Origin of the sequence: Pseudomonas sp. S31 (assembly GCF_016648105.1) — a bacterium.
Classification (GTDB): domain Bacteria; phylum Pseudomonadota; class Gammaproteobacteria; order Pseudomonadales; family Pseudomonadaceae; genus Aquipseudomonas.
Genome location: NZ_JACVVE010000030.1, coordinates 1 through 26619, shown reverse-complemented (window position 1 = coordinate 26619; position 26619 = coordinate 1). Strand labels below are relative to the sequence as shown.

31 protein-coding genes are annotated in these 26619 nt (G+C 64.0%); 16 read left to right on the top strand and 15 right to left on the bottom strand.

Going from position 1 to position 26619, the window contains the following annotated elements; translation table 11 throughout:
• Positions 1-92: 92 nt before the first annotated feature.
• From IAE37_RS20455 to rlmF, 5 genes are all read left to right on the top strand, one after another.
• On the top strand, positions 93-1586 hold the full coding sequence (locus tag IAE37_RS20455) for a leucyl aminopeptidase (protein WP_201176406.1): 1494 nt from the start codon (positions 93-95) through the stop codon (positions 1584-1586).
• A 47-nt stretch (positions 1587-1633) separates the two neighbouring features.
• A complete protein-coding gene (locus IAE37_RS20450; protein ID WP_201176404.1) occupies positions 1634-2062 on the top strand; it encodes a DNA polymerase III subunit chi in 429 nt (142 codons plus the stop codon).
• Between the two features lie 5 nt (positions 2063-2067).
• Positions 2068-2439: a DNA polymerase III subunit chi gene (locus IAE37_RS20445; RefSeq protein ID WP_201176403.1), complete on the top strand. Its 372-nt coding sequence runs from the start codon at positions 2068-2070 to the stop codon at positions 2437-2439.
• A 191-nt stretch (positions 2440-2630) separates the two neighbouring features.
• On the top strand, positions 2631-5477 hold the full coding sequence (locus tag IAE37_RS20440) for a valine--tRNA ligase (RefSeq protein ID WP_201176402.1): 2847 nt from the start codon (positions 2631-2633) through the stop codon (positions 5475-5477).
• A gap of 161 nt (positions 5478-5638) precedes the next feature.
• Positions 5639-6589, top strand: a complete 951-nt coding sequence (gene rlmF / locus IAE37_RS20435; RefSeq protein ID WP_201176397.1) for a 23S rRNA (adenine(1618)-N(6))-methyltransferase RlmF — start codon at positions 5639-5641, stop codon at positions 6587-6589.
• Positions 6590-6640: 51 nt separating this feature from the next.
• Here the strand turns inward: rlmF and IAE37_RS20430 are convergent, their stop codons facing one another.
• Positions 6641-6922: an HU family DNA-binding protein gene (locus IAE37_RS20430; RefSeq protein WP_103445548.1), complete on the bottom strand. Its 282-nt coding sequence runs from the start codon at positions 6920-6922 to the stop codon at positions 6641-6643.
• 395 nt (positions 6923-7317) lie between these two features.
• Here IAE37_RS20430 and yejK point away from each other — a divergent pair, with 395 nt between their 5' ends.
• Positions 7318-8325, top strand: coding sequence for a nucleoid-associated protein YejK (yejK, locus tag IAE37_RS20425; protein ID WP_201176395.1), 1008 nt, complete (start codon positions 7318-7320; stop codon positions 8323-8325).
• Here yejK and IAE37_RS20420 read toward each other — a convergent pair.
• The 14 genes from IAE37_RS20420 to IAE37_RS20355 form a co-directional block, all read right to left on the bottom strand.
• On the bottom strand, positions 8322-8609 hold the full coding sequence (locus IAE37_RS20420) for a GIY-YIG nuclease family protein (RefSeq protein ID WP_201176394.1): 288 nt from the start codon (positions 8607-8609) through the stop codon (positions 8322-8324). The genes yejK and IAE37_RS20420 overlap by 4 nt on opposite strands.
• 30 nt (positions 8610-8639) lie before the next feature.
• Complete coding sequence (locus tag IAE37_RS20415) at positions 8640-9110, bottom strand: nuclear transport factor 2 family protein (protein WP_201176393.1); 471 nt, start codon at positions 9108-9110, stop codon at positions 8640-8642.
• A gap of 218 nt (positions 9111-9328) precedes the next feature.
• On the bottom strand, positions 9329-10606 hold the full coding sequence (locus tag IAE37_RS20410) for a CynX/NimT family MFS transporter (RefSeq protein ID WP_201176392.1): 1278 nt from the start codon (positions 10604-10606) through the stop codon (positions 9329-9331).
• A 13-nt stretch (positions 10607-10619) separates the two neighbouring features.
• Entirely contained in the window at positions 10620-11270 is a 651-nt protein-coding gene (locus tag IAE37_RS20405) for a FadR/GntR family transcriptional regulator (protein ID WP_201176391.1), read from the bottom strand.
• A gap of 107 nt (positions 11271-11377) precedes the next feature.
• On the bottom strand, positions 11378-12430 hold the full coding sequence (hisC, locus tag IAE37_RS20400) for a histidinol-phosphate transaminase (protein WP_201176390.1): 1053 nt from the start codon (positions 12428-12430) through the stop codon (positions 11378-11380).
• Positions 12431-12432: 2 nt separating this feature from the next.
• Positions 12433-13758 carry a histidinol dehydrogenase gene (gene hisD, locus IAE37_RS20395; protein ID WP_201176389.1) on the bottom strand — a complete coding sequence of 442 codons (1326 nt, stop codon included), beginning with the start codon at positions 13756-13758 and terminating at the stop codon, positions 12433-12435.
• A gap of 133 nt (positions 13759-13891) precedes the next feature.
• Positions 13892-14527 (bottom strand): ATP phosphoribosyltransferase, encoded by a 636-nt coding sequence (hisG, locus tag IAE37_RS20390; protein ID WP_023382134.1) that lies wholly within the window; start codon positions 14525-14527, stop codon positions 13892-13894.
• Between the two features lie 99 nt (positions 14528-14626).
• The gene (gene murA / locus IAE37_RS20385) at positions 14627-15892 is read right to left on the bottom strand and encodes a UDP-N-acetylglucosamine 1-carboxyvinyltransferase (protein ID WP_201176387.1); all 1266 of its coding nucleotides are present in this window, start codon (positions 15890-15892) and stop codon (positions 14627-14629) included.
• Positions 15893-15915: 23 nt separating this feature from the next.
• Entirely contained in the window at positions 15916-16155 is a 240-nt protein-coding gene (locus IAE37_RS20380; protein WP_003255121.1) for a BolA family protein, read from the bottom strand.
• A 118-nt stretch (positions 16156-16273) separates the two neighbouring features.
• Positions 16274-16576 (bottom strand): STAS domain-containing protein, encoded by a 303-nt coding sequence (locus IAE37_RS20375; RefSeq protein ID WP_201176386.1) that lies wholly within the window; start codon positions 16574-16576, stop codon positions 16274-16276.
• Positions 16573-17220, bottom strand: a complete 648-nt coding sequence (locus IAE37_RS20370; RefSeq protein WP_201176385.1) for an MlaC/ttg2D family ABC transporter substrate-binding protein — start codon at positions 17218-17220, stop codon at positions 16573-16575. The genes IAE37_RS20375 and IAE37_RS20370 overlap by 4 nt, the downstream gene beginning before the upstream one ends.
• A 9-nt stretch (positions 17221-17229) precedes the next feature.
• Positions 17230-17715 carry an outer membrane lipid asymmetry maintenance protein MlaD gene (gene mlaD, locus IAE37_RS20365; protein ID WP_201176384.1) on the bottom strand — a complete coding sequence of 162 codons (486 nt, stop codon included), beginning with the start codon at positions 17713-17715 and terminating at the stop codon, positions 17230-17232.
• The gene (gene mlaE / locus IAE37_RS20360) at positions 17715-18512 is read right to left on the bottom strand and encodes a lipid asymmetry maintenance ABC transporter permease subunit MlaE (RefSeq protein WP_201176383.1); all 798 of its coding nucleotides are present in this window, start codon (positions 18510-18512) and stop codon (positions 17715-17717) included. Before mlaE ends, mlaD begins: the two co-directional genes overlap by 1 nt.
• The gene (locus IAE37_RS20355; protein WP_043213285.1) at positions 18512-19321 is read right to left on the bottom strand and encodes an ATP-binding cassette domain-containing protein; all 810 of its coding nucleotides are present in this window, start codon (positions 19319-19321) and stop codon (positions 18512-18514) included. The genes mlaE and IAE37_RS20355 overlap by 1 nt, the downstream gene beginning before the upstream one ends.
• A 244-nt stretch (positions 19322-19565) precedes the next feature.
• Between IAE37_RS20355 and IAE37_RS20350 the strand changes: the two genes are divergently transcribed.
• From IAE37_RS20350 to IAE37_RS20305, 10 genes are all read left to right on the top strand, one after another.
• Positions 19566-20540: a KpsF/GutQ family sugar-phosphate isomerase gene (locus IAE37_RS20350; protein WP_201176382.1), complete on the top strand. Its 975-nt coding sequence runs from the start codon at positions 19566-19568 to the stop codon at positions 20538-20540.
• Positions 20541-21065, top strand: a complete 525-nt coding sequence (locus IAE37_RS20345) for a KdsC family phosphatase (RefSeq protein WP_201176381.1) — start codon at positions 20541-20543, stop codon at positions 21063-21065.
• An 8-nt stretch (positions 21066-21073) separates the two neighbouring features.
• Positions 21074-21646, top strand: a complete 573-nt coding sequence (lptC, locus tag IAE37_RS20340; protein ID WP_201176379.1) for an LPS export ABC transporter periplasmic protein LptC — start codon at positions 21074-21076, stop codon at positions 21644-21646.
• Positions 21633-22160 (top strand): lipopolysaccharide transport periplasmic protein LptA, encoded by a 528-nt coding sequence (lptA, locus tag IAE37_RS20335; protein ID WP_201176378.1) that lies wholly within the window; start codon positions 21633-21635, stop codon positions 22158-22160. The genes lptC and lptA overlap by 14 nt, the downstream gene beginning before the upstream one ends.
• Positions 22161-22886: an LPS export ABC transporter ATP-binding protein gene (gene lptB / locus IAE37_RS20330; protein WP_133326376.1), complete on the top strand. Its 726-nt coding sequence runs from the start codon at positions 22161-22163 to the stop codon at positions 22884-22886.
• Between the two features lie 169 nt (positions 22887-23055).
• Positions 23056-24549 (top strand): RNA polymerase factor sigma-54, encoded by a 1494-nt coding sequence (locus IAE37_RS20325; protein WP_201176377.1) that lies wholly within the window; start codon positions 23056-23058, stop codon positions 24547-24549.
• A gap of 78 nt (positions 24550-24627) precedes the next feature.
• On the top strand, positions 24628-24936 hold the full coding sequence (gene hpf, locus IAE37_RS20320) for a ribosome hibernation-promoting factor, HPF/YfiA family (protein ID WP_201176376.1): 309 nt from the start codon (positions 24628-24630) through the stop codon (positions 24934-24936).
• 12 nt (positions 24937-24948) lie between these two features.
• Positions 24949-25413: a PTS IIA-like nitrogen regulatory protein PtsN gene (gene ptsN / locus IAE37_RS20315; protein ID WP_201176375.1), complete on the top strand. Its 465-nt coding sequence runs from the start codon at positions 24949-24951 to the stop codon at positions 25411-25413.
• A gap of 2 nt (positions 25414-25415) precedes the next feature.
• On the top strand, positions 25416-26270 hold the full coding sequence (rapZ, locus tag IAE37_RS20310) for an RNase adapter RapZ (protein WP_201176374.1): 855 nt from the start codon (positions 25416-25418) through the stop codon (positions 26268-26270).
• Positions 26271-26290: 20 nt separating this feature from the next.
• On the top strand, positions 26291-26563 hold the full coding sequence (locus IAE37_RS20305) for an HPr family phosphocarrier protein (protein ID WP_201176373.1): 273 nt from the start codon (positions 26291-26293) through the stop codon (positions 26561-26563).
• The last annotated feature ends 56 nt before the right edge of the window (positions 26564-26619 follow it).

Below are 26619 nucleotides of genomic sequence, written 5' to 3'. Positions count from 1 at the left end.
GCTTTTCACCCGGCACGCGACCACGCGGTCGGGCCCGCTCAAGGCGCAAGCACACTTGGCGCCAACTGTAGAGATCATTCGGGGACCCTGACATGGAACTGGTTGTAAAAAGCGTAGCTGCTGCATCCGTAAAAACCGCCACCCTGGTCGTGCCGGTCGGTGAAGGCCGCAAGCTCGGCAGTATCGCCAAGGCCATCGACGAAGCCGCCGGCGGCGCGATCAGCGCCCTGCTCAAGCGTGGCGACCTGGCCGGCAAGCCGGGCCAGACCCTGCTGTTGCAGAGCCTGCCAGGCCTCAAGGCCGAGCGCGTGCTGCTGGTCGGCAGTGGCAAGGAAGAGCCCATGGGCGACCGCGCCTGGCGCAAGCTGGTGGCCAGTGTCGCCGGTGTGCTCAAGGGCCTGGGCGGCAGCGATGCGGTGCTGGCTCTGGACGACATCGCCGTGAACAACCGTGATGCCTTCTACGGCAAGTACCGCCTGCTGGCCGAGACCCTGCTCGACGGTGCCTACGTGTTCGACCGCTTCAAGAGCCAGAAAGCCGAGCCGCGCGCCCTCAAGAAGATCACCCTGCTGGCCGCCAAGGCCGGCCTGGCCGAGGCCGAGCGTGCGGTCAAGCATGCCAGCGCCATCGCCACCGGCATGGCCTTCACCCGCGACCTCGGCAACCTCCCGCCAAACCTGTGCCACCCAAGCTTCATGGCCGAGCAGGCCAAGGAACTGGGCAAGGCGCACAAGGGCCTGAAGGTCGAAGTGCTCGACGAGAAGAAGATCAAGGACCTGGGCATGGGTGCGTTCTACGCCGTGGGCCAGGGCAGCGACCAGCCACCACGCCTGATCGTGCTCAACTACCAGGGCGCCAAGAAGGCCGACAAGCCGTTCGTGCTGGTGGGCAAGGGCATCACCTTCGACACCGGCGGCATCAGCCTCAAGCCAGGTGCCGGCATGGACGAGATGAAGTACGACATGTGCGGCGCCGCCAGCGTGTTCGGCACCCTGCGCGCCGTGCTCGAGCTGCAGCTGCCGATCAACCTGGTGTGCCTGCTGGCCTGCGCCGAGAACATGCCGAGCGGTGGCGCCACCCGTCCGGGCGACATCGTCACCACCATGAGTGGCCAGACCGTCGAGATCCTCAACACCGACGCCGAAGGCCGCCTGGTGCTGTGCGACACCCTGACCTACGCCGAGCGCTTCAAGCCCCAGGCCGTGATCGACATCGCCACCCTCACTGGCGCCTGCATCGTTGCCCTGGGCAGCCACACCTCTGGCCTGATGGGCAACGACGACACCCTGGTCGAGCAACTGCTCGATGCCGGCAAGCGTGCCGACGACCGCGCCTGGCAGCTGCCACTGTTCGACGAGTACCAGGAACAGCTGGACAGCCCGTTCGCCGACATGGGCAACATCGGCGGGCCGAAAGCCGGCACCATCACCGCCGGTTGCTTCCTGTCGCGCTTCGCCAAGGCCTACCAGTGGGCGCACCTGGACATCGCCGGTACCGCCTGGATCAGCGGTGGCAAGGACAAAGGCGCCACCGGTCGCCCGGTGCCGATGCTGACCCAGTACCTGCTCGACCGCGCCGGCGCCTGATGGCGTAGACCGGTGGCGCCCCGCGCCACCGGTTGGCAGACCGAACCATGAGCAAAGTCGATTTCTACATCCTGCCCACCGACTCGCTGTCGGCGCGGCTCGATTTCGCCTGCAAGCTGTGCGAAAAAGCCTGGCGCCTCGGCCACCGGGTCTACCTGCACTGCCTGGATGCCGAGCAACGCGGCGAACTGGACCTGCGCCTGTGGCGCTTCAAGGGCGAAGCGTTCGTCCCGCACGATCTGGCCGAAGACCATGCCGACGCCGCAGTAGCCCTGGGGCTGGGTGACGACGCAGGTGACCACAAGGGCTTGTTGATCAACCTCGGCGCCCAAGTGCCCGGGTTCGTCAGCCAGTTCGAACGGGTGGCCGAAATCGTCGTCGAGGAACCCGGCATCCGCCTATCGGCTCGCGAGCGATTCCGTTTCTACCGTGAACAGGGCTATGCTCTGCAAGACCACCGCTTACAGCGACTCTGACAATGATGGACAAGCCTTCCGCCCTGCCTGACTCCGCCCACCTGCTCGACGACCTGGAGTCGATTCGCCAGCTGTTGGGCGATGCCGACCTGCAGCCGCCGCTGCTGACCGACACGGTCGAACAGATTCCGCTGCTGCTCGACGAGCCGGCCGGCAACCCGGCGCCCGTGCCTGAGCCCGAGCCGGTTGCAGCCGAGCCCGAGGATGATCCCCAGACCCGCCGCCAGGACACCCTGCTGCACCTGGAGAGCGAGTTGCGCGCTGCCGCGCAGTTGATCATGCAGGACGTGATCAACGACTTCACCCCGCATATCGAGACCGAGATCAAGCGCCGCCTGGATGCGCGCATCGAGCGGTTGATCAAGCGTTCCGAGTGAACCGCCCCTTCAGCGGCGCGGCCTTCGCGGGTAAACCCGCTCCTACAGGGTGGTGAGTAACCTGTAGGAGCGGGTTTACCCGCGAAGGCCGCGCCGCCGCATTGCCAGATAGCAGCAGCTTGTCGCCTGCCGCTCCCAGCTTCGTTATACTTCCCGGCTTTCCCGAATAAATGCACAGGGTCCCGCCGCGCATGGATAAGACCTACCAGCCGCACGCCATCGAAACTTCCTGGTACAACACCTGGGAGTCCGAAAACTATTTCGCTCCACAAGGTGCAGGTGAGTCCTACACCATCATGATCCCGCCACCGAACGTGACGGGCAGCCTGCACATGGGCCACGGCTTCAACAACGCGATCATGGACGCCCTGATCCGTTTCCGCCGCATGCAAGGCCGCGACACCCTGTGGCAGCCAGGTACCGACCACGCCGGTATCGCCACGCAGATGCTGGTCGAGCGCCAGCTCGAGGCCAAAGGCCAGAACCGCCACGACCTGGGTCGTGAGAAGTTCCTGGAAAAGGTCTGGGAATGGAAGGATCAATCTGGGGGCAACATCAGCCGTCAGATCCGTCGCCTGGGCTCGTCGGTCGACTGGAGCCGCGAGCGTTTCACCATGGACGACGGGCTGTCCGAAGCCGTCAAGGAAGCCTTCGTGCGCCTGCACGAAGACGGCCTGATCTACCGCGGCAAGCGCCTGGTCAACTGGGACACCAAGCTGCACACGGCCATTTCCGACCTCGAAGTGGAGAACCACGACGAGAAAGGCCACCTGTGGAACCTGCGCTACCCGCTGGCCGACGGCGCCAAGACCGCCGAGGGCAAGGACTACCTGGTAGTCGCCACCACCCGCCCGGAAACCCTGCTCGGTGATGCCGCCGTTGCCGTCAACCCGACCGACGAGCGCTACCAGGCGCTGATCGGCAAGTTCGTCGAGCTGCCGCTGGTCGGCCGCCGCATCCCGATCATCGCCGACGACTACTGCGACCCCGAGTTCGGCACCGGCTGCGTGAAGATCACCCCGGCCCACGACTTCAACGACTACGAAGTCGGCAAGCGCCACAACCTGCCGCTGCTGAACATCTTCGACAAGAACGCCCTGGTGCTGTCCGCCGCCCAGGCCTTCAACCTCGACGGCAGCGTCAACGAACAATTCGACACTACCCTGCCCGCTCAGTATGCCGGCCTCGACCGCTTCGTCGCGCGCAAGCAGATCGTCGCCGACCTGGACGCCCAGGGCCTGCTGGTCAGCATCGACGACCACGCACTGAAAGTGCCGAAAGGCGACCGTTCGGGCACCGTCATCGAGCCGTGGCTGACCGACCAATGGTACGTGTCCACCAAGCCGCTGGCAGAACCTGCCATCGAAGCCGTGGAAGATGGCCGTATCCAGTTCGTGCCCAAGCAATACGAGAACATGTACTTCTCCTGGATGCGTGACATCCAGGACTGGTGCATCAGCCGTCAGCTGTGGTGGGGCCACCGCATCCCGGCCTGGTACGACGAGGCCGGCCAGGTCTATGTCGGCCGCAATGAAGAAGAAGTCCGCGCCAAGCACGACCTCGGTAGCGATGTGCAACTGCGCCAGGACGACGACGTGCTCGACACCTGGTTCAGCTCGGGCCTGTGGACCTTCTCCACTCTGGGCTGGCCGGAACAGACCGAGTTCCTGAAGAAATTCCACTCCACCGATGTGCTGGTGACCGGCTTCGACATCATCTTCTTCTGGGTTGCGCGCATGATCATGTTGACCATGCACCTGATCAAGAACGAGGACGGCACCCCGCAGGTCCCGTTCAAGACCGTGTACGTGCACGGCCTGGTCCGCGACGGCCAGGGCCAGAAGATGTCCAAGTCCAAGGGCAACGTGCTCGATCCGCTGGACATCGTCGACGGTATCACCCTCGACGCCCTGCTGGAAAAACGCACCAGCGGCATGATGCAGCCCAAGCTCGCCGAGAAGATCGCCAAGCAGACCAAGGCCGAGTTCCCTGAGGGCATCGCCAGCTACGGCACCGACGCCCTGCGCTTCACCTTCTGCTCGCTGGCCTCCACCGGCCGTGACATCAAGTTCGACATGGGCCGCGTCGAAGGCTACCGCAACTTCTGCAACAAGATCTGGAACGCCGCCCGCTACGTGCTGGACAAGGGCGAGGACTGCGGCCAGAACGGCGAAGCCTACGAGCTGTCGCTGGCCGACCGCTGGATCATCTCGCAGTTGCAGCGCACCGAAGCCGAAGTGACCCGCCAGCTCGAACAGTTCCGCTTCGACCTGGCCAGCCAGGCACTGTACGAGTTCATCTGGAACCAATACTGCGACTGGTACCTGGAGCTGTCCAAGCCGGTGCTGTGGGACGAGAACGCCCCGGTCGAACGCGCCCGTGGCACCCGTCGCACCCTGGTGCGCGTACTGGAAGTGGCGCTGCGCCTGGCGCACCCGTTCATGCCGTTCATCACCGAGGAAATCTGGCAGCGCATCGCGCCGCTGGCCGGCATCGACGGCAAGACCATCATGCTGCAGCCGTGGCCGGTAGCCAATGAAAGCCGCATCGACGCTGGCGCCGAAGGCGACATCGAATGGCTCAAGGAACTGATGGTCGGCCTGCGCAACATCCGCGCCGAGATGAACATCGGCCCGGGCAAGCCGCTGCCACTATTCCTCAAGAACGCCAACGCCGACGACCAGCGTCGCCTGCAGGAAAACGAAGCGCTGTTGAAGAAACTGGCCAAGGTCGAGTCGTTCACCGTGCTGGGCGATGCCGACGAGGCACCGCTGTCGGCCACCGCGCTGGTGGGTGACCTGCAGGTGCTGGTACCGATGGCCGGCCTGATCGACAAGGATGCCGAGCTTGCGCGCCTGAACAAGGAAATCCAGCGCCTGCAAGGCGAAGTGGCACGTGTCGGCGGCAAGCTGTCCAACGCCGCCTTCGTCGACAAGGCTCCGCCTGCGGTGATCGAGAAGGAACGCGCCAAGCTGGCCGAGTCGGAACAGGCCCTGGCCAACTTCACCGAGCAGCATGCGCGGATTGCGGCGCTGTAATCGCTAGAAAGACCGTTGGGGCCGCTACGCGCCCCTTTCGCGGCACAAGGCCGCTCCTACCGGACGGTGCCGCCCCATGGCACCGCTATCCGGTAGGAGCGGCCTTGTGCCGCGAAAGGGCTGCGCAGCAGCCCCCTCGGCCAGCATCACCGGACCCGACCATGACCGAAAAACCCACCCTGCACCCGCGCAACCGCCACCAAGGCCGCTACGACTTCCCCAGCCTGATCAAGGCCCACCCTGACCTGGCGCGCTTCACCATCACCAATCCCCACGGCAAGCCCAGCATCGATTTCGCCAACCCCGAGGCGGTGCGGGTGTTCAACCGCGCCCTGCTCAAGGCCCAGTACGGCATTCAACACTGGGATATCCCGGCCGACTACCTGTGCCCGCCGATTCCCGGGCGCGCCGACTACATCCACGTCGCCGCCGACCTGCTGGCCGCCGACCATGCCGGCGAAGTGCCCAGGGGCGCCCAGGTGCGCGCCCTGGACGTCGGTGTGGGGGCCAACTGCATTTACCCCCTGCTCGGCCACAGCGATTACCGCTGGCGCTTCCTCGGCTCGGACATCGACCCAATCGCACTGGCCTCGGCCAAGGCCATCGTCCAGGCCAACGGCCTGGCCAAGGCCATCGAGTTGCGCCAGCAGCCCAACCGCAAGCACATCCTCAGCGGCCTGCTGCAGGCCGAAGAGCGCTTCGCGCTGACCCTGTGCAACCCGCCCTTCCATGCCTCGCGCGAAGAAGCCACCCGCGGCAGCCAGCGCAAATGGAAGAACCTCGGCAAGCAGGACCCCAAGCGCAAGCTGCCGGTGCTGAACTTCGGCGGGCAGAACAACGAGCTGTGGTGCGAGGGTGGGGAAATCCGCTTCGTTGCCCAGCTGGTCAACGAAAGCGTGCAATACGCCGCCCAGGTACTGTGGTTCACCAGCCTGGTGTCCAAGGCCAGCAACCTGCCAGGCATCGAGGCGGCGGTGAAGAAGGCCGGCGCCAAGGCCCTGCGCATCGTCGAGATGGGCCAGGGGCAGAAGCAGAGCCGCATGGTCGCCTGGAGCTTCCACGACGACCAGGCACGCCAGGCCTGGCTCGCCCAGGGCAAAACCCAGGCATGAAAAAACCGCGTCCGGGCAAGCCGGGCGCGGTTTTTTCAACGCATCAACACATTACTTGTTGATGGAGTCGTTCAGGGCTTTGGCCGGTACGAACTTGACGACTTTCTTGGCAGCGATTTCGATGGCAGCGCCAGTCGAAGGGTTGCGGCCGGTACGGGCAGGACGCTCGGAGACTTTCAGCTTGCCGATGCCTGGCAGAGTGATTTCAGCGCCGTTTTCCAGCTGGTCGGCAACGATCTGGCCCAGTTGCTCCAGAGCGTTACGCGCGGTGGTTTTCGGCGCGTCGATGGCTTCGGCGATGTCGGCAATCAGTTGGTCTTTGGTCAATGCCATGGTGGTGTTCCTTCCCTATCAAAATTCAGTGGTTATGCAGCGTGCTACGACGATATCGGGCCAGCCCCTGAAATTTGGAGGGCCGCGCCAACCGCGCATGTAGATGCGTAATTTGGCGTTTGGTTCGACGCGCTGCGAGCACACTGCCAGCAATGCGCCACACAAGGTGCGCAAGACCGCGCAAAGCTACCACAGGAATCGACAAATATCCGCTGCCGACCTCGATTTAATGCAGGTTTTTCGGGGGTTTTAGCCTAAAACGCAAAAAATCGAACAAAAACTGAACAACCGACATTTCTGCCAACATCCGGCCACTGCATCACCTGCCGGCTGGGGTAAACTGAACGACTTTTGCAGCGCGGTCTCGCACCGCCCCGATCACCCGAGAATTGCCCATGCCAATCCGTCATTGCATCGTTCACCTGATCGACAAGAAGCCCGATGGCAGCCCCGCCGTGCTCCATGCCCGTGACACCGAACTGGGCCAGTCGGACGCCATCGAAAACCTCCTCGCCGACCTCAACGACAGCTACAACGCCAAGCAAGGCAAGGCCTGGGGGCTCTTCCACGGGGAGTCCGGCGCCTATCCATTGAGCGGCTGGCTGAAACAGTACCTGGAAGACGAAAAAGACTTCACCGGGTTCAGCCGCGAGGCCGTCGAGCACCTGCAAAAACTGATGGAAGAGTCCAACCTCTCCACCGGCGGGCATGTTCTCTTCGCCCACTACCAGCAAGGCATGACCGAGTACCTGGCCATCGCCCTGCTGCACCACAGCGAAGGGGTGGCGGTGAACGCCGAACTGGACGTCACACCGTCTCGCCATCTCGACCTCGGCCAATTGCACCTGGCCGCGCGGATCAACCTGTCGGAATGGAAGAACAACCAGGCCTCCAAGCAGTACATCTCGTTCATCAAGGGCAAGAACGGCAAGAAGGTGTCCGACTACTTCCGCGACTTCATCGGGTGCCAGGAAGGCGTCGACGGCCCGGGTGAAACCCGCACCCTGCTCAAGGCCTTCAGCGACTTCGTCGAGAGCGAGGACCTGCCCGAGGAATCCGCCCGCGAAAAGACCCAGACCCTGGTCGAATACGCCACTATCCAGACCAAGCTCGGCGAGCCGGTGACGCTGGAAGAATTGTCGAGCCTGATCGACGAAGACCGTCCCAAGGCGTTCTACGACCATATCCGCAACAAGGACTACGGCCTGTCGCCAGAGATCCCCGCCGACAAACGCACCCTCAACCAGTTCCGCCGCTTCACCGGGCGTGCCGAGGGCCTGTCGATCAGCTTCGAGGCTCATCTGCTCGGCGACAAGGTGGAATACGACGAGGCTGCGGGCACCTTGATCATCAAGGGCCTGCCGACCACGCTGGTGGATCAGCTCAAGCGACGCAAGGACTAGCCGAGCGCCACATAGGAGGCCACCAGCGCCTCCTTGGCCGACTTGCGCAACTTCTTCACCAGGCGCTCCTGGCGCAGCGCCTCGCCCTTGTCGGGCCACTGCTCGACGTAGACCAGCGCCTGGGCCGGGCTGGTCTTGAAGTAGCGCGCCCCCTGCCCCTTTTGATGGGCCGCGAAGCGCCGCTGCGGATCATCGCTGATGCCGCAGTACAACGAGCCGTTGGCGGCTCGCACCAGATACACGTACCAGGGCTTGCCTGCCTGGATTTCTGACACGTCGTTCACGAGGCTTCTTGCGCGTGGAAAGCCGACAGCTTAACCCGCCTCCTGGAATGCCCGCAGCCCCTTGAAGGCTTGCTGACGCACTTTGTTCTGCAAGAGTGGCGACCAGCCCAGCAACACCCCAGGCATGCCCAGCGCCTGGCGTGACCAGCGCCACAGGTCGAAGCTGTCGTCGTGCTGGCAGATCAGCCCATCGCGGATGACGAAACGCGCCTGGATATCGTTGACCACGGTGCGCCCGGTCTGGCTGAACTGATAGGTCGCCACCCAGCGTGCGCATCCGCTCTGGGCGTCGGCGCGCACCTGGTCGAAGGTTAGCGAGAAGTCCTTGGCCCGCCGCGTCAGCAGGCGCCACATGTCGCCGGCATCCGCCCCGCGCAGGGTGCCGAAGACCGGGTCGCTGAAGACGATGTCGTCGCTGTAGCAGGCCACCATCGCCTCGGCATCGAGGCGCTGGAAAGCCTGGTAGAAGCGGGTGATCAGGTCGCGGTTGGCGTCGTTCATTGGGCGAGTCCGTCCTGAGGGGCGTGGGAAGCCTGAAAGATAGTCCGCGTCATGGGGGTCTGTACATCCCATCAAGACAGCGCAGGCCCCTTCGCGGGTAAACCCGCTCCTACAGACGGTCCTGTAGGAGCGGGTTTACCGCCCCACCCCCCCCCCCCCCCCCCCGCGCGGGGGGGGGGCCCCCCCCCGCGAAGGGGCCTGGACTGCCGCCTCAAGACTCAGACCTTCTCGGCAGTCACCTGCACATGCAGCGCCCGCCCCGCCCCCAGGCCGAACACCAACGCGCCCAGGCCCACCACCGCGAAGATCCAACCCACCGCAGCCCAGCCCCCAGTCCAGTCATGCACCAACCCCACTGCCAACGGCCCCATGGATGCCAGGGTGTACCCCACGCCCTGGGCCATGCTCGACAGGTTGGCAGCCACATGGGCATCGCTGGAGCGCAGCACGATCAGCGTCAGCGCCAGGGCGAAGGTCGCCCCCTGGCCCAACCCCAGCACTACCGCCCAGCCCCACAACCCGGAAATCGGCGCGTACAAGCAGCCGAACAGACCGGCCAAGGTGGTCAGCATGGCCAACACGATCATCAACCGCTGATCCTTGCCGCGGGTCGACAACCACGGCGCCGCCAGGGAGCTGACCAGCTGCACGATCACCGACCCGGACAGCACCAATCCCGCTTCGGTGGGGCTCAAGCCACGGCCGATGAGAATCGAGGGCAACCAACCGAAGACGATATAAGCCAGGGATGACTGCAAGCCCATGTACAGGGTCACCTGCCAGGCCAGCCGATCACGCCACAGCCCACGCACCCGGTAGGCGACCTTGTGCGCGCCATGCCCCTGACGCGCCTGTGGCAGCCATACCAGCATCGCCAGCAGCGCCGGCACCACCCAGAAGCCCAGGCCCAGCGCCCAGCTGTCGCCGAAGTGCTGGGTCAACGGCACGGTGGCCCCGGCCGCGATAGCGGCCCCCAGGGACAGCGCCATGGTGTAGACGCCGGTCAGCGTGCCAGCCTGGCGAGGGAAATCCCGCTTGACGATACCGGGCAGCAGCACCCCGATCACGCCGATGCTCGCGCCCGCCAGCAAGCTTCCGAGAAACACGCCCAAGGCGCCCAGCGAGCTGCGCAGGACGATACCCAGCGCCAGCGTGAGGAGAATCCCGAGCACCACCCGTTCGCTGCCGAAGCGCCGGGCCAACACCGGCGCCAATGGCGCGAACAGGCCCAGGCAGAGTACCGGCAAGGTAGTCAGGAGGCCGGCCAGGGAAGCGCTCAGGCCCAGGCTCTGGGACACCTCGGCGAGCACCGGCGCCATGCTCGACAGTGCCGGGCGCAGGTTCAACGCCACCAGTACCAGGCCCAGCAGCAACAGCCAGGGGCGCCGGGGCGCCTGCGGCGGTTGCAGTTGCGCATCGTCCGCTTCCGCGTCGATCAGCAGTTCTTCGATATGCCGCTCGCGGGCAGGATGGTCGCGGGTCATTGATTCAGCCATGGCCTTCTCGTTGTCAGGATTCGATGAGTGCCCGGCTCAGGCGCTTGGCGCGCTCCGGGTCGCGTTGTTCGATGGCGTCGAGGATCTGCCCATGCAGGTCGAAGGTCGCCTGGCAGCGCGGTTCGGCGCTGAGGTTGTGCTGCACGGCTGCGGCCACCACCCCCGAGAAGTAGCGGTAAAGCTCGCTCAAGGCCGGGTTGTGCGCGGCGTCGACCAATTGCTGGTGAAACACCATGTCGCAGGAGATATAGGTATCCAGATCACCATGAAAGTGCCCGGCGCTGCCGGCCAGTGACTGGCGCAGTGCGATCAGGTCCTGATCGGTGCGGCGCAGCGCCGCCAGGCCGATGGCCTCGGCTTCGAGGATGTGCCGTGTTTCCCGCGCTTGCTCGGGCGTGCAACGCGACATGGCCTGCACCGCTTGCAGGGGGTCCTGTGCGGTACGCAGGTAGCTGCCGTCGCCCTGGCGAATCTCTACCAGGCCACTGAAGGCCAGCACACGCATGGCCTCGCGCACGGTATTGCGGCTGATACCGAGCTCCATCGCCAGTTCCGGTTCGGTCGGCAGCCGCTGGCCGACGTGCCAGTCGCCCTGGAGGATGCGCTGGCGCATGCGCTCCACGGCCAGCTCGACCAGGGAGCGTTTAGGTAACTCAGTGCTCACGTCATTCAACCAATCATCCGATGTTTTAATCGAGTGTAATGGAACGACGGGCAAGCAGCAACAACACTCAAGGCCTGGCGCCGGGGGACAGCCCCGGCGCCAGGCGATCACGCTTCGAGTGCGTCCAGCAACGCCTGGTTCATCTCTGGCGTGCCAATGGTGATACGCAGGAACTGGGCAATCCGTTCTTGCTTGAAGTGCCGCACGATCACGCCCTGTTCACGCAGGCGCGCTGCCAGTTGCGCGGCGTCCTGCTGCGGGTGGCGGGCGAAGATGAAGTTGGCCGCAGACGGCAACACCTCGAAGCCCTTGGCAATCAGCTGCTCGACCAGCGCTTCACGGCTGTCGATCACTTTGCGGCAGGTTTCCTCGAAGTACGCCTGGTCTTCGAACGCCACCGCCGCGCCAACGATCGCCATACGGTCCAGCGGGTAGGAGTTGAAGCTGTTCTTGATTCGTTCCAGCGCCTCGATCAGGTCCGGATGGCCAACCGCCAGGCCGACCCGCAAGCCCGCCAGCGAGCGCGACTTGGACAGGGTCTGGGTCACCAGCAGGTTGTCGTAGCGGTCGACCAGGCTGATGGCGGTTTCGCCACCGAAATCGATGTAGGCCTCGTCCACCACCACCACCGAATCACGGTTGGCCTGCAGCAGTTGCTCGACCGCTTCGAGCGCCAGCAGGCAGCCAGTAGGCGCGTTGGGGTTGGGGAAGATGATCCCGGCGTTTGGCTTGCTGTAATCGGCCACGCGGATCTGGAACTGCTCGTCCAGCGCCACCGGCTCGAATGGGATTGCGTACAGGCCGCAGTACACCGGGTAGAAGCTGTAGCTGATGTCCGGGAACAGCAGCGGGCCGCGATCGTGCTGGAACAGGCCGTGGAAGATGTGCGCCAGCACTTCGTCCGAGCCGTTGCCGACGAACACCTGGGCCGGGGTCACGCCGTAGTACTCGGCCACCGCCTGCTTGAGGCGATCGCCATTCGGGTCCGGGTACAAGCGCAGGTTGTCGTTGACCTCGCCGCGCATGGCCTCCAGCGCCTTGGGCGACGGGCCATAGGGGTTCTCGTTGGTATTGAGCTTGACCAGGCGGGCCAACTTGGGTTGCTCGCCCGGCACGTAAGGCACCAGGTCCTTGACGAAGGGGCTCCAGAAACGGCTCATGTTCAGTTCCCCTCGGCTTGGGTCAGGATACGGTATTCGGCGCTGCGGGCATGGGCGGTCAGCGACTCGCCACGGGCCAGGACCGAGGCGGTGTGACCCAGCTCGGACGCGCCCTGCTCGGAGCAGAAGATGATCGACGAACGCTTCTGGAAGTCATACACCCCCAGCGGCGACGAGAAACGCGCGGTACCGGAGGTCGGCAGCACGTGGTTGGGGCCGGCGCAGTAGTCGCCCAACGCCTCGCTGGTGTGACGCCCCATGAAGATCGCGCCGGCATGGCGAATCTGCGGCAGCCAGGCCTGCGGATCGGCGACCGACAGCTCCAGGTGCTCGGGGGCGATGCGGTTGGCCACCTCGATGGCCTGCTGCATGTCGCGCACCTGGATCAACGCGCCACGGCCATTGATCGATTTCTCGATGATCTCGGCGCGCTCCATGGTCGGCAGCAGCTTGTCGATGCTGGCGGCCACGCGGTCGAGGAATTCAGCATCGGGGCTGACCAGGATGGCCTGGGCGTCCTCGTCGTGCTCGGCCTGGGAGAACAGGTCCATGGCGATCCAGTCAGGGTCGGTCTGGCCATCGCAGACCACGAGGATTTCCGACGGGCCCGCGATCATGTCGATACCGACCTGGCCGAACACGTGGCGCTTGGCGGTGGCGACATAGATGTTGCCGGGGCCGACGATCTTGTCCACCTGCGGCACGCTCTCGGTGCCGTAGGCCAGCGCTGCGACCGCCTGGGCGCCACCGATGGTGAACACACGGTCGACGCCGGCGATGCAGGCAGCGGCCAGCACCAGCTCGTTGACCTCGCCACGCGGGGTCGGCACCACCATCACCACTTCGCCGACACCGGCGACCTTGGCCGGAATGGCGTTCATCAGCACCGACGACGGGTACGACGCCTTGCCGCCCGGCACGTACAGGCCAGCGCGGTCCAGCGGGGTGACCTTCTGCCCAAGCACGGTGCCATCGGCCTCGGTGTACTGCCAGGAGTCCTGCTTCTGCCGCTCGTGGTAGATGCGCACGCGCTCGGCGGCCTTCTCCAGCGCCTCGCGCTGGACCGCCGTGATGCGCGTCAGCGCCAGTTCCAGGCGTTCGCGGCCGAGGATCAGGTCGTCGATCGAACCGGCTTGCAGGCCATCGAAGCGCTGGGTGAACTCGACCAGCGCCGCGTCACCCCGTTCGCGCACGGCCTTGATGATGTCGAGCACGCGCTGGTTGACCGCGTCATCGGACACACTTTCCCAGCTCAGCAGATGATCCAGATGTCGGGCGAAATCCGGATCAGCGGCGTTGAGACGGGCAATTGCAGTGGACACGGTCATGGCGAGGGCCTCGATTATTAGCGAATGCTCAGGCGCCCTAGGCTACCAGTCCATCCGCGCGGGCACCCGAGAAAAATGGCTATGACGCGGATAGACGAGCGCGACTGCGAAGGTCGCGCGAGTCGGTAGAGAGTTAACCGCGGTGTCGCGATTCGACCGCTTGACGCAGGGTGTCGATCAGGCTCTGGATGCGTGCATGCTGCATCTTCATCGACGCCTTGTTGACCACCAGGCGCGAGCTGATCGTGGCGATCAGTTCCTGAGGTTCAAGGCCGTTGGCGCGCAGGGTGTTGCCGGTATCGACCACGTCGATGATCTTGTCGGCCAGGTTGATCAGCGGCGCCAACTCCATGGAGCCGTACAGCTTGATGATGTCGACCTGACGGCCCTGCTCGGCGTAGTAGCGCTTGGCTACGTTGACGAACTTGGTCGCCACCCGCAGGCGGCCCTTGGGCTCGGGCGCGCCGACCACACCGGCGGTCATCAGCTTGCAACGGGCAATCTGCAGGTCCAGGGGCTCATACAGGCCCTGGCCGCCGTATTCCATCAGCACGTCCTTGCCGGCCACGCCAAGGTCGGCGGCACCATGCTCGACGTAGGTCGGCACGTCGGTGGCACGCACGATCAGCAGGCGCACATCATCCTGCGTGGTAGGGATGATCAGCTTGCGGCTCTTGTCCGGATTCTCGGTCGGCACGATGCCCGCTTCGGCCAGCAATGGCAGGGTGTCGTCGAGGATGCGGCCTTTGGAAAGCGCGATGGTCAACATTGGAACGTCGGTCCTTAAGCGGCTACAGCCGGCCAGGTCATGGACCTGGCCGCATTCAATTCGTAGGGGGCAGGCTTGCCCGCCCCCGTAGGCAGACGACTAGCCCGGTACGCGACGGATCTTCGCGCCCAGCATCTGCAGTTTTTCTTCGATGCACTCGTAACCACGGTCGATGTGGTAGATGCGATCGATCAGCGTATCGCCGTCGGCGACCAGTGCCGACAGCACCAGGCTGGCCGAGGCCCGCAGGTCGGTGGCCATGACGGGTGCGCCCTTGAGCGAGTTGACCCCGGTCACGATGGCGGTGTTGCCTTCGACCTGGATCTGCGCGCCCATGCGGTGCATTTCATAGACGTGCATGAAGCGGTTCTCGAAGATCGTCTCGATCACCGCGCCAGTGCCTTCGGCGATGGCGTTGAGCGAGATGAACTGCGCCTGCATGTCGGTCGGGAACGCCGGGTACGGGGCGGTACGCAGGTTGACGGCTTTCGGCCGCTTGCCGTGCATGTCCAGCTCGATCCAGTCTTCACCGGTAGTGATGTCGGCACCGGCTTCCTTGAGTTTTTCCAGCACCGCCTCGAGGATGGTCGGATCGGTGTCCTTGACCTTGACGCGGCCACCGGTCACGGCAGCGGCGACCAGGTAGGTGCCGGTCTCGATACGGTCCGGCATGACGCGGTAGTTGGCCGAGGCCAGGCGCTCGACGCCATCGATGACGATGGTGTCGGTGCCAGCGCCTTGGACCTTGCCGCCCATGGCATTGATGAAGTTGGCCAGGTCGACCACTTCAGGCTCGCGCGCGGCGTTCTGCAGCACGCTGCGGCCCTTGGCCAGGGCGGCGGCCATCATGATGTTCTCGGTACCGGTCACACTGACGGTATCGAAGAAGAAGTGCGCGCCACGCAGGCCACCCTCAGGCGCCTTGGCCTTGATGTAGCCACCTTCGACCTCGATCTTCGCACCCATGGCCTCGAGACCGCGAATGTGCAGGTCGACCGGACGCGAACCGATGGCGCAACCGCCAGGCAGGGCCACTTCGGCCTCGCCGAAACGCGCGACCATCGGGCCGAGCACGAGGATCGAGGCACGCATGGTCTTGACCAGCTCGTACGGCGCGACCAGGGTCTTGATGGTCCGTGGGTCGATTTCCACCGCGAGCTTTTCGTCGATCACAGGCTCGATGCCCATGCGACCGAACAGCTCGATCATGGTGGTGATGTCGTGCAGGTGTGGCAGGTTGCCCACGGTGACCGGGCCATCGGCCAGCAAGGTCGCCGCCAGGATCGGCAGGGCCGCGTTCTTCGCGCCCGAAATGCGGATCTCGCCGTCGAGACGGGCGCCGCCAGTAATAATCAGTTTGTCCATTGGAGTCTCGCCGCCAAGTTGGCTCAGGTGCGCTCAGCCCAGGCTGCGCTGCTGAAAAATTTCATGGTTACCGCATGGATGCTGCCATTGGCGATCCACGGATTCAGGTGAGCATAGATCGCCTGCTGGCGCTTGACCGGGCTCAGGCCGGCCAGCTCATCGCTGATCACGTTCAACTGGAAGTTGCAGCCTTCGCCTTCAACTTCAACCCGGGATCCCGGCAATTTCTCTTCAAGGAAGCTCTTAACTTCTACGGCCTGCATGCTCAACCTCAATCGGCGCCCGATGCGCGCGGGTCGGCCATCATACAAAAAAGCCCCTCGCCTGCGAAGCCCACTGGTGGGTTACGCTGACCGAGGGGCTTCCATCACCGGTAAGCCATCAGCTTGCCAGTACCTCATCGAGGTCGTAGACCTCGGCGATTTCCCGCATGTCGTCGGGCATGCCACGGACCTCGCAGGCCTTGCCGGCGCCCTGGGCATCACGGATGAACGCCAGCAGCAACGACAGGCCGACGCTGCTGCTCTTGGCCACGGCCGAGCAATCCAGCACCAGGCGCTGCTCGCGGCAGGCGGCGATCAGCCCCTTGCCCTGCTTGCGCAGGGCCGGGCCGCTGCGGTAATCGAGCACACCGGCCAGGCGCAACACGCCTGGCTCGGTCATGCTGACAGCGGCGTCACTCATTTCACTTCCTTTTCAGGCGAGTTGTCCGCCGCTTCCTTGGCCTTGGCCACTTCGCCGGCCCAGCCGTCGATGGTCTTGTCCAGGTTGTTGCCGTTACGCTGCATGGCATCGGCGAACTGGTCACGGAACAGCTTGCCGATGTTGATACCGTTGACGATGACGTTACGCACCTTCCACTCGCCGCTGATGTTCTCCAGGGTGTACTGCACCGGGTAGACCGCACCGTTATTGCCGGTGACCTTCATGCCGACGCTGGCACGCTTGCCGTCGTCCGCCTTGGCCGGGTCGACGGTGATGCCCTGGTTGTTGTACTCGAGCAAGGCGTTGCCATAGAACTGCATCAGGCTGCGCTTGAAGTTCTCCTGGAAGCGCTGCATCTGCTCGGGCGTAGCCTTGCGCGAGTACTTGACGGTCATGATGCTGCGAGAAATACCATCGGCGTCCACCACCGGGCCGAGGATGCGGTTGAGCGCATCGTAGAAGGCGTTGGGGTTGCTCTTGTACTGCTCCTTGTTGGCCTTGAGGTCGTTCAGCAGTTCGCTGGTGGTGCTCTGTACCACATCGTGCGGCGACTGCGCGGCCAGGGCGAACAGAGGGAAGGCCGCCAGCAGGACCAGCAGGCCACGTCGCAGGATCGAAATCATGGAAACTCCTTAATTAGCCGGTTGCGCTTCTTTCGGTTCCTTGCCAACGGAGTTGAGCAGGAACTTGCCAATCAGATCTTCCAGCACCAGCGCCGACTGGGTGTCATGGATGGTGGCACCATCCTTGAGCACGTCTTCCTCACCGCCCACGCTGATACCGATGTACTTCTCGCCCAGCAACCCGGCGGTCAGGATCGATGCGGTGGAGTCGGTCGGCAGGTTGTCGACCGACTTGTCCAGCTGCAGGGTCACCCGACCGGTGTAGGAATCACGGTCCAGATCGATGGCGGTGACCTTGCCGATCGTCACGCCGGCCATGGTCACTTTAGCTCTGACCGTCAAACCGGCGATATTGTCGAAGTACGCATAAACTTTGTAGGTATCGCTGCTCGGGCTGGCGGACAGCCCGCTGACGCGCAGGGCCAGCAGCAGCAGCGCCAGGATCCCGGCCAGGAGGAACAGGCCGACACCGATTTCCAGGGTGCGGTTTTGCATCAGAAATCTCCAAACATCAAAGCGGTCAGAATGAAGTCCAGACCCAGTACGGCCAACGAGGCGTAGACCACGGTCTTGGTGGTGGCACGGCTGATCCCCTCGGACGTGGGCTCACAGTCATACCCCTGGAACACGGCGATCCAGGTGCTGACGAAGGCGAACACCAGGCTCTTGACCAGCCCGTTGAGCACGTCGTCGGTAAAGGAAACACTGTTCTGCATGTTGGCCCAGAACGAGCCCTCGTAGACGCCCAGCCAATCGACCGCGACCCACGAACCACCCCAGATACCGACCACGCTGAAGATCAGCGCCAGCAGCGGCAGCGAGATGAAGCCGGCCCACAGGCGTGGCGCGACGATGTACTTGAGCGGGTCGACGCCGATCATTTCCAGGCTCGACAGCTGCTCGGTGGACTTCATGTTGCCGATCTCGGCGGTCAGGGCCGAGCCTGCACGACCGGCGAACAGCAACGCAGTGACCACCGGGCCGAGCTCACGCAGCAGGGTCAGGGCGACCATCTGCCCCACCGCCTGCTCCGAGCCGTACTTGGTCAGGATGCTGTAGCCCTGCAGGGCCAGCACCATGCCGATGAACACGCCGGACACGACGACGATCGCCAGCGACAGCACGCCCACCGAATACAGCTGCTTGGTCAGCAGCTGGAAGCCACCGCCGATGCCGCCGCGGCCGATCAGGGCATGGAACAGGAACAGGCATGAGCGCCCCAGGACCGCCACTACGTCGATCGCCGAGCGACCGAGCAGGCGGATGCGTTCGAGTAAGGATTTTCTGCGCATCACCGCGCTCCCAGCAGGTCGGCGCGGTAGTCAGGCGCAGGGAAATGGAAAGGTACCGGGCCGTCCGGGTCGCCCTTCATGAACTGGCGAATGCGCGGATTGTCCGAGCCCATCAGTTCGTCGGGCGTGCCCTGGCCAAGCACCTGGCCATCGCCGACCACATAGATGTAGTCGGCGATGCTGGCGGTTTCGGCCAGATCGTGCGACACCACGATGCTGGTGATACCCAGAGCATCGTTGAGCAGGCGGATCAGGCGTACCAGCACGCCCATGGCGATCGGGTCCTGGCCGACGAAAGGTTCGTCGTACATGAGGATCTGCGGGTCCAGGGCAATCGCCCGGGCCAATGCCACGCGCCGCTTCATGCCCCCGGAGAGCTCATCGGGCATCAGGTCGATGGCGCCGCGCAGGCCCACGGCCTGCAGCTTCATCAGGACGATGTCGCGGATCATCTCGTCCGACAGCTGGGTGTGCACCCGCAGCGGAAACGCCACGTTCTCGAATACGTCGAGGTCGGTGAACAGTGCGCCGCTCTGGAACAAAACGCCCATCTGCTTGCGGGCATCGAACAGATCGCTGCGCGACAGCGACGGCAGATTCTGCCCGGCCACCCACACCTCGCCGCTCGACGGCCGCAGCTGCGCGCCCATCAGGCGCAGCAGCGTGGTCTTGCCGCAACCCGATGGCCCCATGATCCCTGTGACCTTGCCACGCGGAATACGGATGTCGACGTTGCTGAAAATGCTGCGCGAACCGCGCTTGAAGGTGACTCCCTTCAACTCGACCGCGTAGGCGCTATCCACACTCATCTAGACTCCTTGCTGATGCAGCCTCGTCCTTATGGACGCTGGCCCCCATCATGAAGGCACACGCGCCCCCGACGGGCCGAATAGCGGCGAACTATAGCACCGCTGGCAGGCCGCCCCCAAGGCCATTGCCACGCTTGTTCAGCCCCCAGACAGGCAACCCAGCACCATGTGACAATCGAATGATGAGGCTTTCGCACATTGCCGCTATAATCGGCGCCTTTTCATCAGGCATTGCTTTTTCGACATGAGCCAATCCAGCGAGCTGATCCAATCCGCCCAGCGCACCCTGCGCCTTGAACTCGAAGCCGTCGAGGGCCTGCTGCCGCGCATAGACGCCAGTTTCGTCAAGGCCTGCGAGCTGATCCTGGCGAGCAAGGGCCGGGTGGTCGTGGTCGGCATGGGCAAGTCCGGTCACATCGGCAACAAGATCGCCGCCACCCTGGCCAGCACCGGCACGCCGGCGTTCTTCGTGCACCCGGCCGAAGCCAGCCACGGCGACATGGGCATGATTACCCGTGACGACGTCATCCTGGCCCTGTCCAATTCCGGCAGCACTGCCGAGATCGTCACCCTGCTGCCGCTCATCAAGCGCCTGGGCATCCAGCTGATCAGCCTCACCGGCAAGCCCGAATCGCCCCTGGCCCAGGCCGCCGAGGTCAACCTCGACGCCAGTGTCGCCCAAGAGGCCTGCCCGCTGAACCTGGCTCCGACGTCCTCGACCACCGCGGCCCTGGTGCTGGGCGACGCCCTGGCCATCGCCCTGCTCGAGGCGCGCGGCTTCACCGCCGAGGACTTCGCGTTCTCGCACCCCGGTGGCGCCCTCGGTCGCCGTCTGCTGCTCAAGGTCGAGAACGTCATGCACGCCGGCGACGAACTGCCCTGCGTGCAACGCGGCACCTTGCTCAAGGACGCACTGCTTGAAATGTCCCGCAAAGGTTTGGGCATGACCGTGGTCCTCGAGGCCGACGGCAAGCTGGCCGGGGTATTCACCGACGGCGACCTGCGCCGCAGCCTGGACCGCAACATCGACGTGCACACCACCCTGATCGACCAGGTGATGACCATGCACGGCAAGACCGCCCGCGCCGAAATGCTCGCCGCCGAGGCCCTGAAGATCATGGAAGACCACAAGATCAGCGCGCTGGTGGTCGTCGACCAGGACGACCGCCCGTCCGGCGCCCTGAACATGCACGACCTGCTGCGCGCCGGAGTGATGTAAATGAACCAAGACCTGATGCAACGCGGCAAGGCCATCAAGCTGGCGGTATTCGACGTCGACGGCGTGCTCACCGACGGGCGCCTGTACTTCCTCGAAGATGGCAGCGAATTCAAGACCTTCAACACCCTCGACGGCCACGGCATCAAGATGCTCATGGCCTCGGGCGTGACCACGGCGATCATCAGCGGGCGCAAGACGCCTGTGGTCGAGCGCCGGGCGAAGAACCTCGGCATCCCGCACCTGTATCAGGGCCGCGAAGATAAACTGGTGGTTCTGGACGGCCTGCTCGCCGAACTGGGCCTAAGCTATGAGCAAGTCGCCTATCTGGGCGACGACCTGCCCGACCTGCCGGTGATTCGCCGCGTCGGCCTGGGCATGGCGGTGGCCAACGCCGCGCCGTTCGTTCGCCAACACGCCCATGGCGTGACCCAGGCCCGCGGCGGCGAGGGTGCCGCCCGCGAGTTCTGTGAACTGATCATGCAGGCCCAGGGCACCCTGGACGCTGCCAACGCCAACTACCTGTAAGGCTGCCCATGTTCAGCAAGAAAGTCCGAAACATCGCGCTGCTCGGGGTGATCGCTGCCCTGCTGGTGGCCGTCGGCTACTGGAACGTCAGCCCCGAGAGCTTCCTCGACAAACCGGTGGCGCAGGTCGACGAGAGCGCCATCGACTACTACGCGGTGAACGCCCACACCCTGCAGTTCCTGCCGGACGGCAAGTTGCAGTACGAGATGACCGCCGACAAGGTCGAACACCTCAAGGCCAGCGAAGTCACCTTGGTGACCACGCCCGACCTGCACCTGTATCGCGGCACCGAATACCCCTGGCACGTGCAGAGCGTGCGCGCCGAGGTCAATCCGGACGGCACCGAAGTCGAATTGATCGACAAGGTGCGCGTGGCCCGCACCGACGAAAAGCAGCGCGAGACCATCATTACCAGCTCGCGCATGACCGTGTTCCCGCAGAAGCAATATGCGCAGACCGATCAAGCCGTTAGAATCGACGGCGCCGGTGGCGTAACTACGGGCAAAGGAATGAAAGCGTATTTGAAAGAAAGCAAGATGGACTTGCTCTCTAACGTAAGAGGACAGTATGAGGCTCGTTAAAACCCTCCCCCTTTTGCTCAGCCTGAGCGCAGCAGCACTGGGAAGCGCGAGCGCCTTCGCCCTGCCTAATGACCGTGACCAGCCGATCCGTATCCAGGCCGACAACGCGCACCTGGACGACAAACAGGGCGTGGCCACCTACACCGGCGACGTGATCATCACCCAGGGCTCGATGATGATCAAAGGCAACACCGTGACCATGACCCGCGCCGCCAGCGGCGATATCGACGTGGTGACTTCGGTGGGCAACCTGGCCTACTTCGAACAGCAGCAGAGCGCGGCCAAGCCCGACAAGATGAAAGGCTGGGCGGTGACCATTCAGTACCAGGCCCAGAAAGACATGGTGATCCTCACCGACCGCGCCAAGGTCGAGAACGAGGGCAACACCACCGAAGGCGAGAAAATCGTCTACAACACCAAGACCCAGGTGGCGACCGCAGGTCGTGGTGGCAACGTGACCACGCCGCGTCAGCGCATCGACATGGTCATCCAGCCGAAGAAGAAGGCCGAGTAAATGGCGACCCTCAAAGCCCAGCACCTGGCCAAGAGCTACAAGGGCCGCCAGGTGGTACGCGACGTCAGCCTGTCGATCGACAGCGGCCAGATCGTCGGCCTGCTCGGCCCCAACGGCGCCGGCAAGACCACCTGCTTCTACATGATCGTCGGCCTGGTCCAGGCCGAGCAGGGGCGTGTACTGATCGACAACCTCGACGTCAGCCACCAGCCCATGCACGGCCGCGCTCGCGCCGGCATCGGCTACCTGCCGCAGGAGGCCTCGATCTTCCGCAAGCTGTCGGTGGCCGACAACATCATGGCCATTCTCGAGACCCGCAAGGACCTCGACCGCGACGGCCGCCGCAAGGAGCTCGAAAGCCTGCTGCAGGAGTTCCACATCAGCCACATCCGCGACAACCTCGGCATGAGCCTGTCCGGTGGTGAACGCCGCCGCGTCGAGATCGCCCGCGCCCTGGCCACCGCGCCGAAATTCATCCTGCTCGACGAACCCTTCGCAGGTGTCGACCCGATTTCGGTAGGCGACATCAAGCAGATCATCCACCACCTCAAGGCCAAGGGCATCGGCGTACTGATCACCGACCACAACGTCCGCGAGACCCTGGATATCTGCGAAACCGCTTACATCGTCAACGATGGCCAACTGATCGCCGAAGGCGATGCCGAGACCATCCTGGCCAACGAACTGGTGAAAGAAGTCTACCTGGGCCACGAGTTCCGGCTCTGATCCAGGCCTGCCCGAGCACTGGCAAACCCGCCATGAACAGGCCTAAGTTGTTACAGTGCTCTAGGCAAACGCTACAAATTAAGGCATAAAACTTGCTTGAATTCGGCGCTCCGGCGCCCTGTAGTGGATGGCGCATGCGCGCCGGCGAACAAGGTATTTAGCCCCAGCCATGAAACCATCGCTCGTCCTAAAAATGGGCCAGCAACTGACGATGACCCCGCAGTTGCAACAGGCCATCCGTCTGCTTCAGCTCTCGACCCTGGACCTTCAACAGGAGATCCAGGAAGCGCTGGAGTCGAACCCGATGCTCGAACGTCAGGAAGACGGCGACGACTTCGACAACAGCGACCCGATGGCGGACAACGCCGAGAACAAGCCGGTCGCCGAAGCCCAGGACAACAGCTTCCAGGAAACCACGGCCAGCGCCGAGAACCTGGAAGAAGGTGAATGGAACGAGCGCATCCCAAACGAATTGCCGGTCGACACGGCCTGGGAAGACATCTACCAGACCAGCGCCAGCAGCCTGCCCAGCAACGATGACGACGAGTGGGACTTCACCACACGCACCTCCGCCGGCGAGAGCCTGCAGAGCCATCTGTTGTGGCAACTGAACCTGGCACCGATGTCCGACACCGACCGCCTGATCGCGGTCACCCTGATCGACAGCATCAACGGCCAGGGCTACCTGGAAGACACCCTCGAGGAAATCTGCCAGGGCTTCGACCCCGAGCTGGACATCGAACTCGACGAAGTCGAGGCCGTGCTGCACCGCATCCAGCAATTCGAGCCGGCGGGCGTCGGCGCTCGCAGCCTCGGCGAGTGCCTGTTGCTGCAGCTGCGCCAGTTGCCGGCCAGCACGCCCTGGATGAGCGAGGCCCAGCGCCTGGTCACCGACTTCATCGACCTGCTCGGCAGCCGCGACTACAGCCAGCTGATGCGCCGCATGAAGCTCAAGGAAGACGAGCTGCGCCAGGTCATCGAACTGGTGCAGAGCCTCAACCCGCGCCCAGGCTCGCAGATCGAGTCGAGCGAACCGGAATACGTGGTCCCGGACGTGATCGTGCGCAAGGACAGCGACCGCTGGCTGGTCGAGCTGAACCAGGAAGCCATCCCTCGCCTGCGGGTCAACCCGCAGTACGCAGGCTTCGTGCGCCGCGCCGACACCAGCGCCGACAACACCTTCATGCGCAACCAGCTGCAAGAGGCCCGCTGGTTCATCAAGAGCCTGCAAAGCCGCAACGAAACGCTGATGAAGGTCGCCACGCAGATCGTCGAGCACCAGCGCGGCTTCCTCGACCACGGCGACGAGGCCATGAAGCCGCTGGTACTGCACGATATCGCCGAGGCGGTTGGCATGCACGAGTCGACCATTTCCCGGGTGACCACGCAGAAATACATGCACACGCCGCGTGGCATCTATGAATTGAAATACTTTTTCTCGAGCCACGTCAGCACCGCCGAAGGGGGCGAATGCTCGTCCACGGCGATCCGCGCGATCATCAAGAAACTGGTGGCTGCGGAAAATCAGAAAAAGCCATTGAGTGACAGCAAGATCGCTGGTTTACTGGAGGCACAAGGCATCCAGGTAGCCCGTCGCACCGTCGCCAAGTACCGCGAGTCCCTCGGCATCGCACCGTCGAGCGAGCGCAAGCGACTGATGTAGCCCCTGGATGTGCCACAGCGTTTTCGGGGCAGGTGCAATACCTGCCTCCTTATGCACGGGCAACAAAGGAGAAGCTGTATGCAAGTCAACATCAGTGGACACCATGTAGAAGTCACCCAGCCGCTGCGCGACTATGTCGAGCAGAAACTCAAGAGGCTGGAAGGCCATTTCGACAAGATCACCAACGTGCAGGTCATCATGAAGGTCGAGAAGCTGCAGCAGAAGGTCGAAGCGACCCTGCAGATTCCCGGCGGCGAAGTGGTTGCCAACGCGGAACACGAAGACATGTATGCAGCGATCGACGCCTTGACCGACAAGCTCGACCGCCAACTGAAAAAACACAAGGAAAAACAGCAAAGCCTGCTGCAAGGTGCAGCCGCCCGCTGATCCCCCTCATCCATGATCCGACTTGAAACCATCCTGACCCCCGGCCGTTCCCTCGTGAACGTGCCGGGAGGCAGTAAGAAGCGCGCCCTGGAAAAGGTCGCTACCGTCATTGCCGAGCAAGTGCCGGAGCTGGAGATGCAAGACGTCTTCGAAAAGCTCGTGGCCCGCGAAAAACTCGGTTCGACCGGCTTTGGCAATGGCATCGCCATCCCCCACTGCCGGCTCGAAGGCTGTACTGCCCCGGTCAGCGCACTCCTGCACCTGGAAGCACCCATCGATTACGACGCCATCGACGGCGCGCCGGTCGACCTGCTGTTCGTCCTGCTGGTGCCCGAAGCCGCCACCGATGCCCACCTTGAACTGCTGCGCCAGATCGCCAGCATGCTCGATCGCAAGGAGGTTCGCGATCGCCTGCGTGCCGCCGACAGCAGCGAGGCCCTGTACCAGGTTGTCCTGGACGCACAGAACGAGCACTGAACATGCGCCTGATCATCGTCAGCGGGCGGTCCGGCTCTGGCAAGAGCACCGCCCTCGATGTGTTGGAAGACAACGGTTACTACTGCATCGACAACCTGCCTGCCGGGCTGTTGCCGCAATTGGCGGAGAACGCACTGATCAACACCGAGCTGTTGCAGCCCAAGGTGGCCGTGTCGATCGATGCCCGTAACCTGCCCAGCCATCTGTCGCGCTTCCCCGAACTGCTCGACGAGGCCCGCGCCAGGCACATCAAGTGCGATGTGCTGTTTCTCGACGCCGATGAAGACACCCTGCTCAAACGCTTCTCCGAGACCCGCCGACGCCACCCGCTGACCAACGCCGACCGCTCGTTGGCCGAGGCGATCCGCGTCGAAAGCGAGTTGCTGGGGCCGATCTCCGACCTGGCCGACCTGAAGATCGACACCACCAACCTGAACCTGTACCAACTGCGCGACTCGATCAAGCTGCGCCTGCTCAACCAACCCGAGCCCGGTACCGCGTTCCTGGTCGAATCGTTCGGTTTCAAGCGCGGCATGCCGGTCGATGCCGACCTGGTGTTCGACGTGCGCTGCCTGCCGAACCCCTACTGGAAACCCGAACTGCGCGAGCATTCGGGGCTCGAACAACCGGTCATCGACTACCTGGCCGCCCAGCCGGATGTCGAGGAAATGTTCCACGACATTTCCAGCTACCTGCTGAAATGGCTGCCCCGCTTCGCGGCCAGCAACCGCGCCTACGTCACCATCGCCATCGGCTGCACCGGCGGCCACCACCGCTCGGTGTACATCACCGAACGCCTTGGCCAGTTGCTGCAGCAATCCCTGAAAAACGTCCAGGTCCGCCATCGCGACCTCTAGCCCACAGGATCCACCCTACGATGCCCGCCCGCGAAATCACCATCATCAACAAACTTGGCCTGCACGCACGCGCGGCCGCCAAGTTCGTCGGCGTGGCCGGGCGCTTTCCCTGCCAGGTCCGAGTGGGCCGCGCGCCGGACAAGCTGGTGGACGGCAAGAGCATCATGGCGGTGATGATGCTGGCGGCCGGCAAAGGCACCCAGGTGCACCTGCACACCGAGGGCGAGCAGGACGGCGAAGCCATGGACGCGCTGGTAGCGTTGATCGACAACTTCTTCGACGAAGGCGAGTGACCAGAAGTCCGCATCGCCGGGGAGCCGGGGGGGTGGGCGCCCCCGGGGGCGGCCGG

Excerpts from the sequence above, each read along its gene's own strand:
- IAE37_RS20455 (WP_201176406.1), top strand. The coding sequence starts at position 93 with ATGGAACTGGTTGTAAAAAGCGTAGCTGCTGCATCCGTAAAAACCGCC.
- IAE37_RS20450 (WP_201176404.1), top strand. The coding sequence starts at position 1,634 with ATGAGCAAAGTCGATTTCTACATCCTGCCCACCGACTCGCTGTCGGCG.
- IAE37_RS20445 (WP_201176403.1), top strand. The coding sequence starts at position 2,068 with ATGGACAAGCCTTCCGCCCTGCCTGACTCCGCCCACCTGCTCGACGAC.
- IAE37_RS20440 (WP_201176402.1), top strand. The coding sequence starts at position 2,631 with ATGGATAAGACCTACCAGCCGCACGCCATCGAAACTTCCTGGTACAAC.
- rlmF (WP_201176397.1), top strand. The coding sequence starts at position 5,639 with ATGACCGAAAAACCCACCCTGCACCCGCGCAACCGCCACCAAGGCCGC.
- IAE37_RS20430 (WP_103445548.1), bottom strand. The coding sequence starts at position 6,922 with ATGGCATTGACCAAAGACCAACTGATTGCCGACATCGCCGAAGCCATC.
- yejK (WP_201176395.1), top strand. The coding sequence starts at position 7,318 with ATGCCAATCCGTCATTGCATCGTTCACCTGATCGACAAGAAGCCCGAT.
- IAE37_RS20415 (WP_201176393.1), bottom strand. The coding sequence starts at position 9,110 with ATGAACGACGCCAACCGCGACCTGATCACCCGCTTCTACCAGGCTTTC.
- IAE37_RS20410 (WP_201176392.1), bottom strand. The coding sequence starts at position 10,606 with ATGGCTGAATCAATGACCCGCGACCATCCTGCCCGCGAGCGGCATATC.
- hisC (WP_201176390.1), bottom strand. The coding sequence starts at position 12,430 with ATGAGCCGTTTCTGGAGCCCCTTCGTCAAGGACCTGGTGCCTTACGTG.
- hisD (WP_201176389.1), bottom strand. The coding sequence starts at position 13,758 with ATGACCGTGTCCACTGCAATTGCCCGTCTCAACGCCGCTGATCCGGAT.
- hisG (WP_023382134.1), bottom strand. The coding sequence starts at position 14,527 with ATGTTGACCATCGCGCTTTCCAAAGGCCGCATCCTCGACGACACCCTG.
- murA (WP_201176387.1), bottom strand. The coding sequence starts at position 15,892 with ATGGACAAACTGATTATTACTGGCGGCGCCCGTCTCGACGGCGAGATC.
- IAE37_RS20380 (WP_003255121.1), bottom strand. The coding sequence starts at position 16,155 with ATGCAGGCCGTAGAAGTTAAGAGCTTCCTTGAAGAGAAATTGCCGGGA.
- IAE37_RS20375 (WP_201176386.1), bottom strand. The coding sequence starts at position 16,576 with ATGAGTGACGCCGCTGTCAGCATGACCGAGCCAGGCGTGTTGCGCCTG.
- IAE37_RS20370 (WP_201176385.1), bottom strand. The coding sequence starts at position 17,220 with ATGATTTCGATCCTGCGACGTGGCCTGCTGGTCCTGCTGGCGGCCTTC.
- mlaD (WP_201176384.1), bottom strand. The coding sequence starts at position 17,715 with ATGCAAAACCGCACCCTGGAAATCGGTGTCGGCCTGTTCCTCCTGGCC.
- mlaE (WP_201176383.1), bottom strand. The coding sequence starts at position 18,512 with ATGCGCAGAAAATCCTTACTCGAACGCATCCGCCTGCTCGGTCGCTCG.
- IAE37_RS20355 (WP_043213285.1), bottom strand. The coding sequence starts at position 19,321 with ATGAGTGTGGATAGCGCCTACGCGGTCGAGTTGAAGGGAGTCACCTTC.
- IAE37_RS20350 (WP_201176382.1), top strand. The coding sequence starts at position 19,566 with ATGAGCCAATCCAGCGAGCTGATCCAATCCGCCCAGCGCACCCTGCGC.
- IAE37_RS20345 (WP_201176381.1), top strand. The coding sequence starts at position 20,541 with ATGAACCAAGACCTGATGCAACGCGGCAAGGCCATCAAGCTGGCGGTA.
- lptC (WP_201176379.1), top strand. The coding sequence starts at position 21,074 with ATGTTCAGCAAGAAAGTCCGAAACATCGCGCTGCTCGGGGTGATCGCT.
- lptA (WP_201176378.1), top strand. The coding sequence starts at position 21,633 with ATGAGGCTCGTTAAAACCCTCCCCCTTTTGCTCAGCCTGAGCGCAGCA.
- lptB (WP_133326376.1), top strand. The coding sequence starts at position 22,161 with ATGGCGACCCTCAAAGCCCAGCACCTGGCCAAGAGCTACAAGGGCCGC.
- IAE37_RS20325 (WP_201176377.1), top strand. The coding sequence starts at position 23,056 with ATGAAACCATCGCTCGTCCTAAAAATGGGCCAGCAACTGACGATGACC.
- hpf (WP_201176376.1), top strand. The coding sequence starts at position 24,628 with ATGCAAGTCAACATCAGTGGACACCATGTAGAAGTCACCCAGCCGCTG.
- ptsN (WP_201176375.1), top strand. The coding sequence starts at position 24,949 with ATGATCCGACTTGAAACCATCCTGACCCCCGGCCGTTCCCTCGTGAAC.
- rapZ (WP_201176374.1), top strand. The coding sequence starts at position 25,416 with ATGCGCCTGATCATCGTCAGCGGGCGGTCCGGCTCTGGCAAGAGCACC.
- IAE37_RS20305 (WP_201176373.1), top strand. The coding sequence starts at position 26,291 with ATGCCCGCCCGCGAAATCACCATCATCAACAAACTTGGCCTGCACGCA.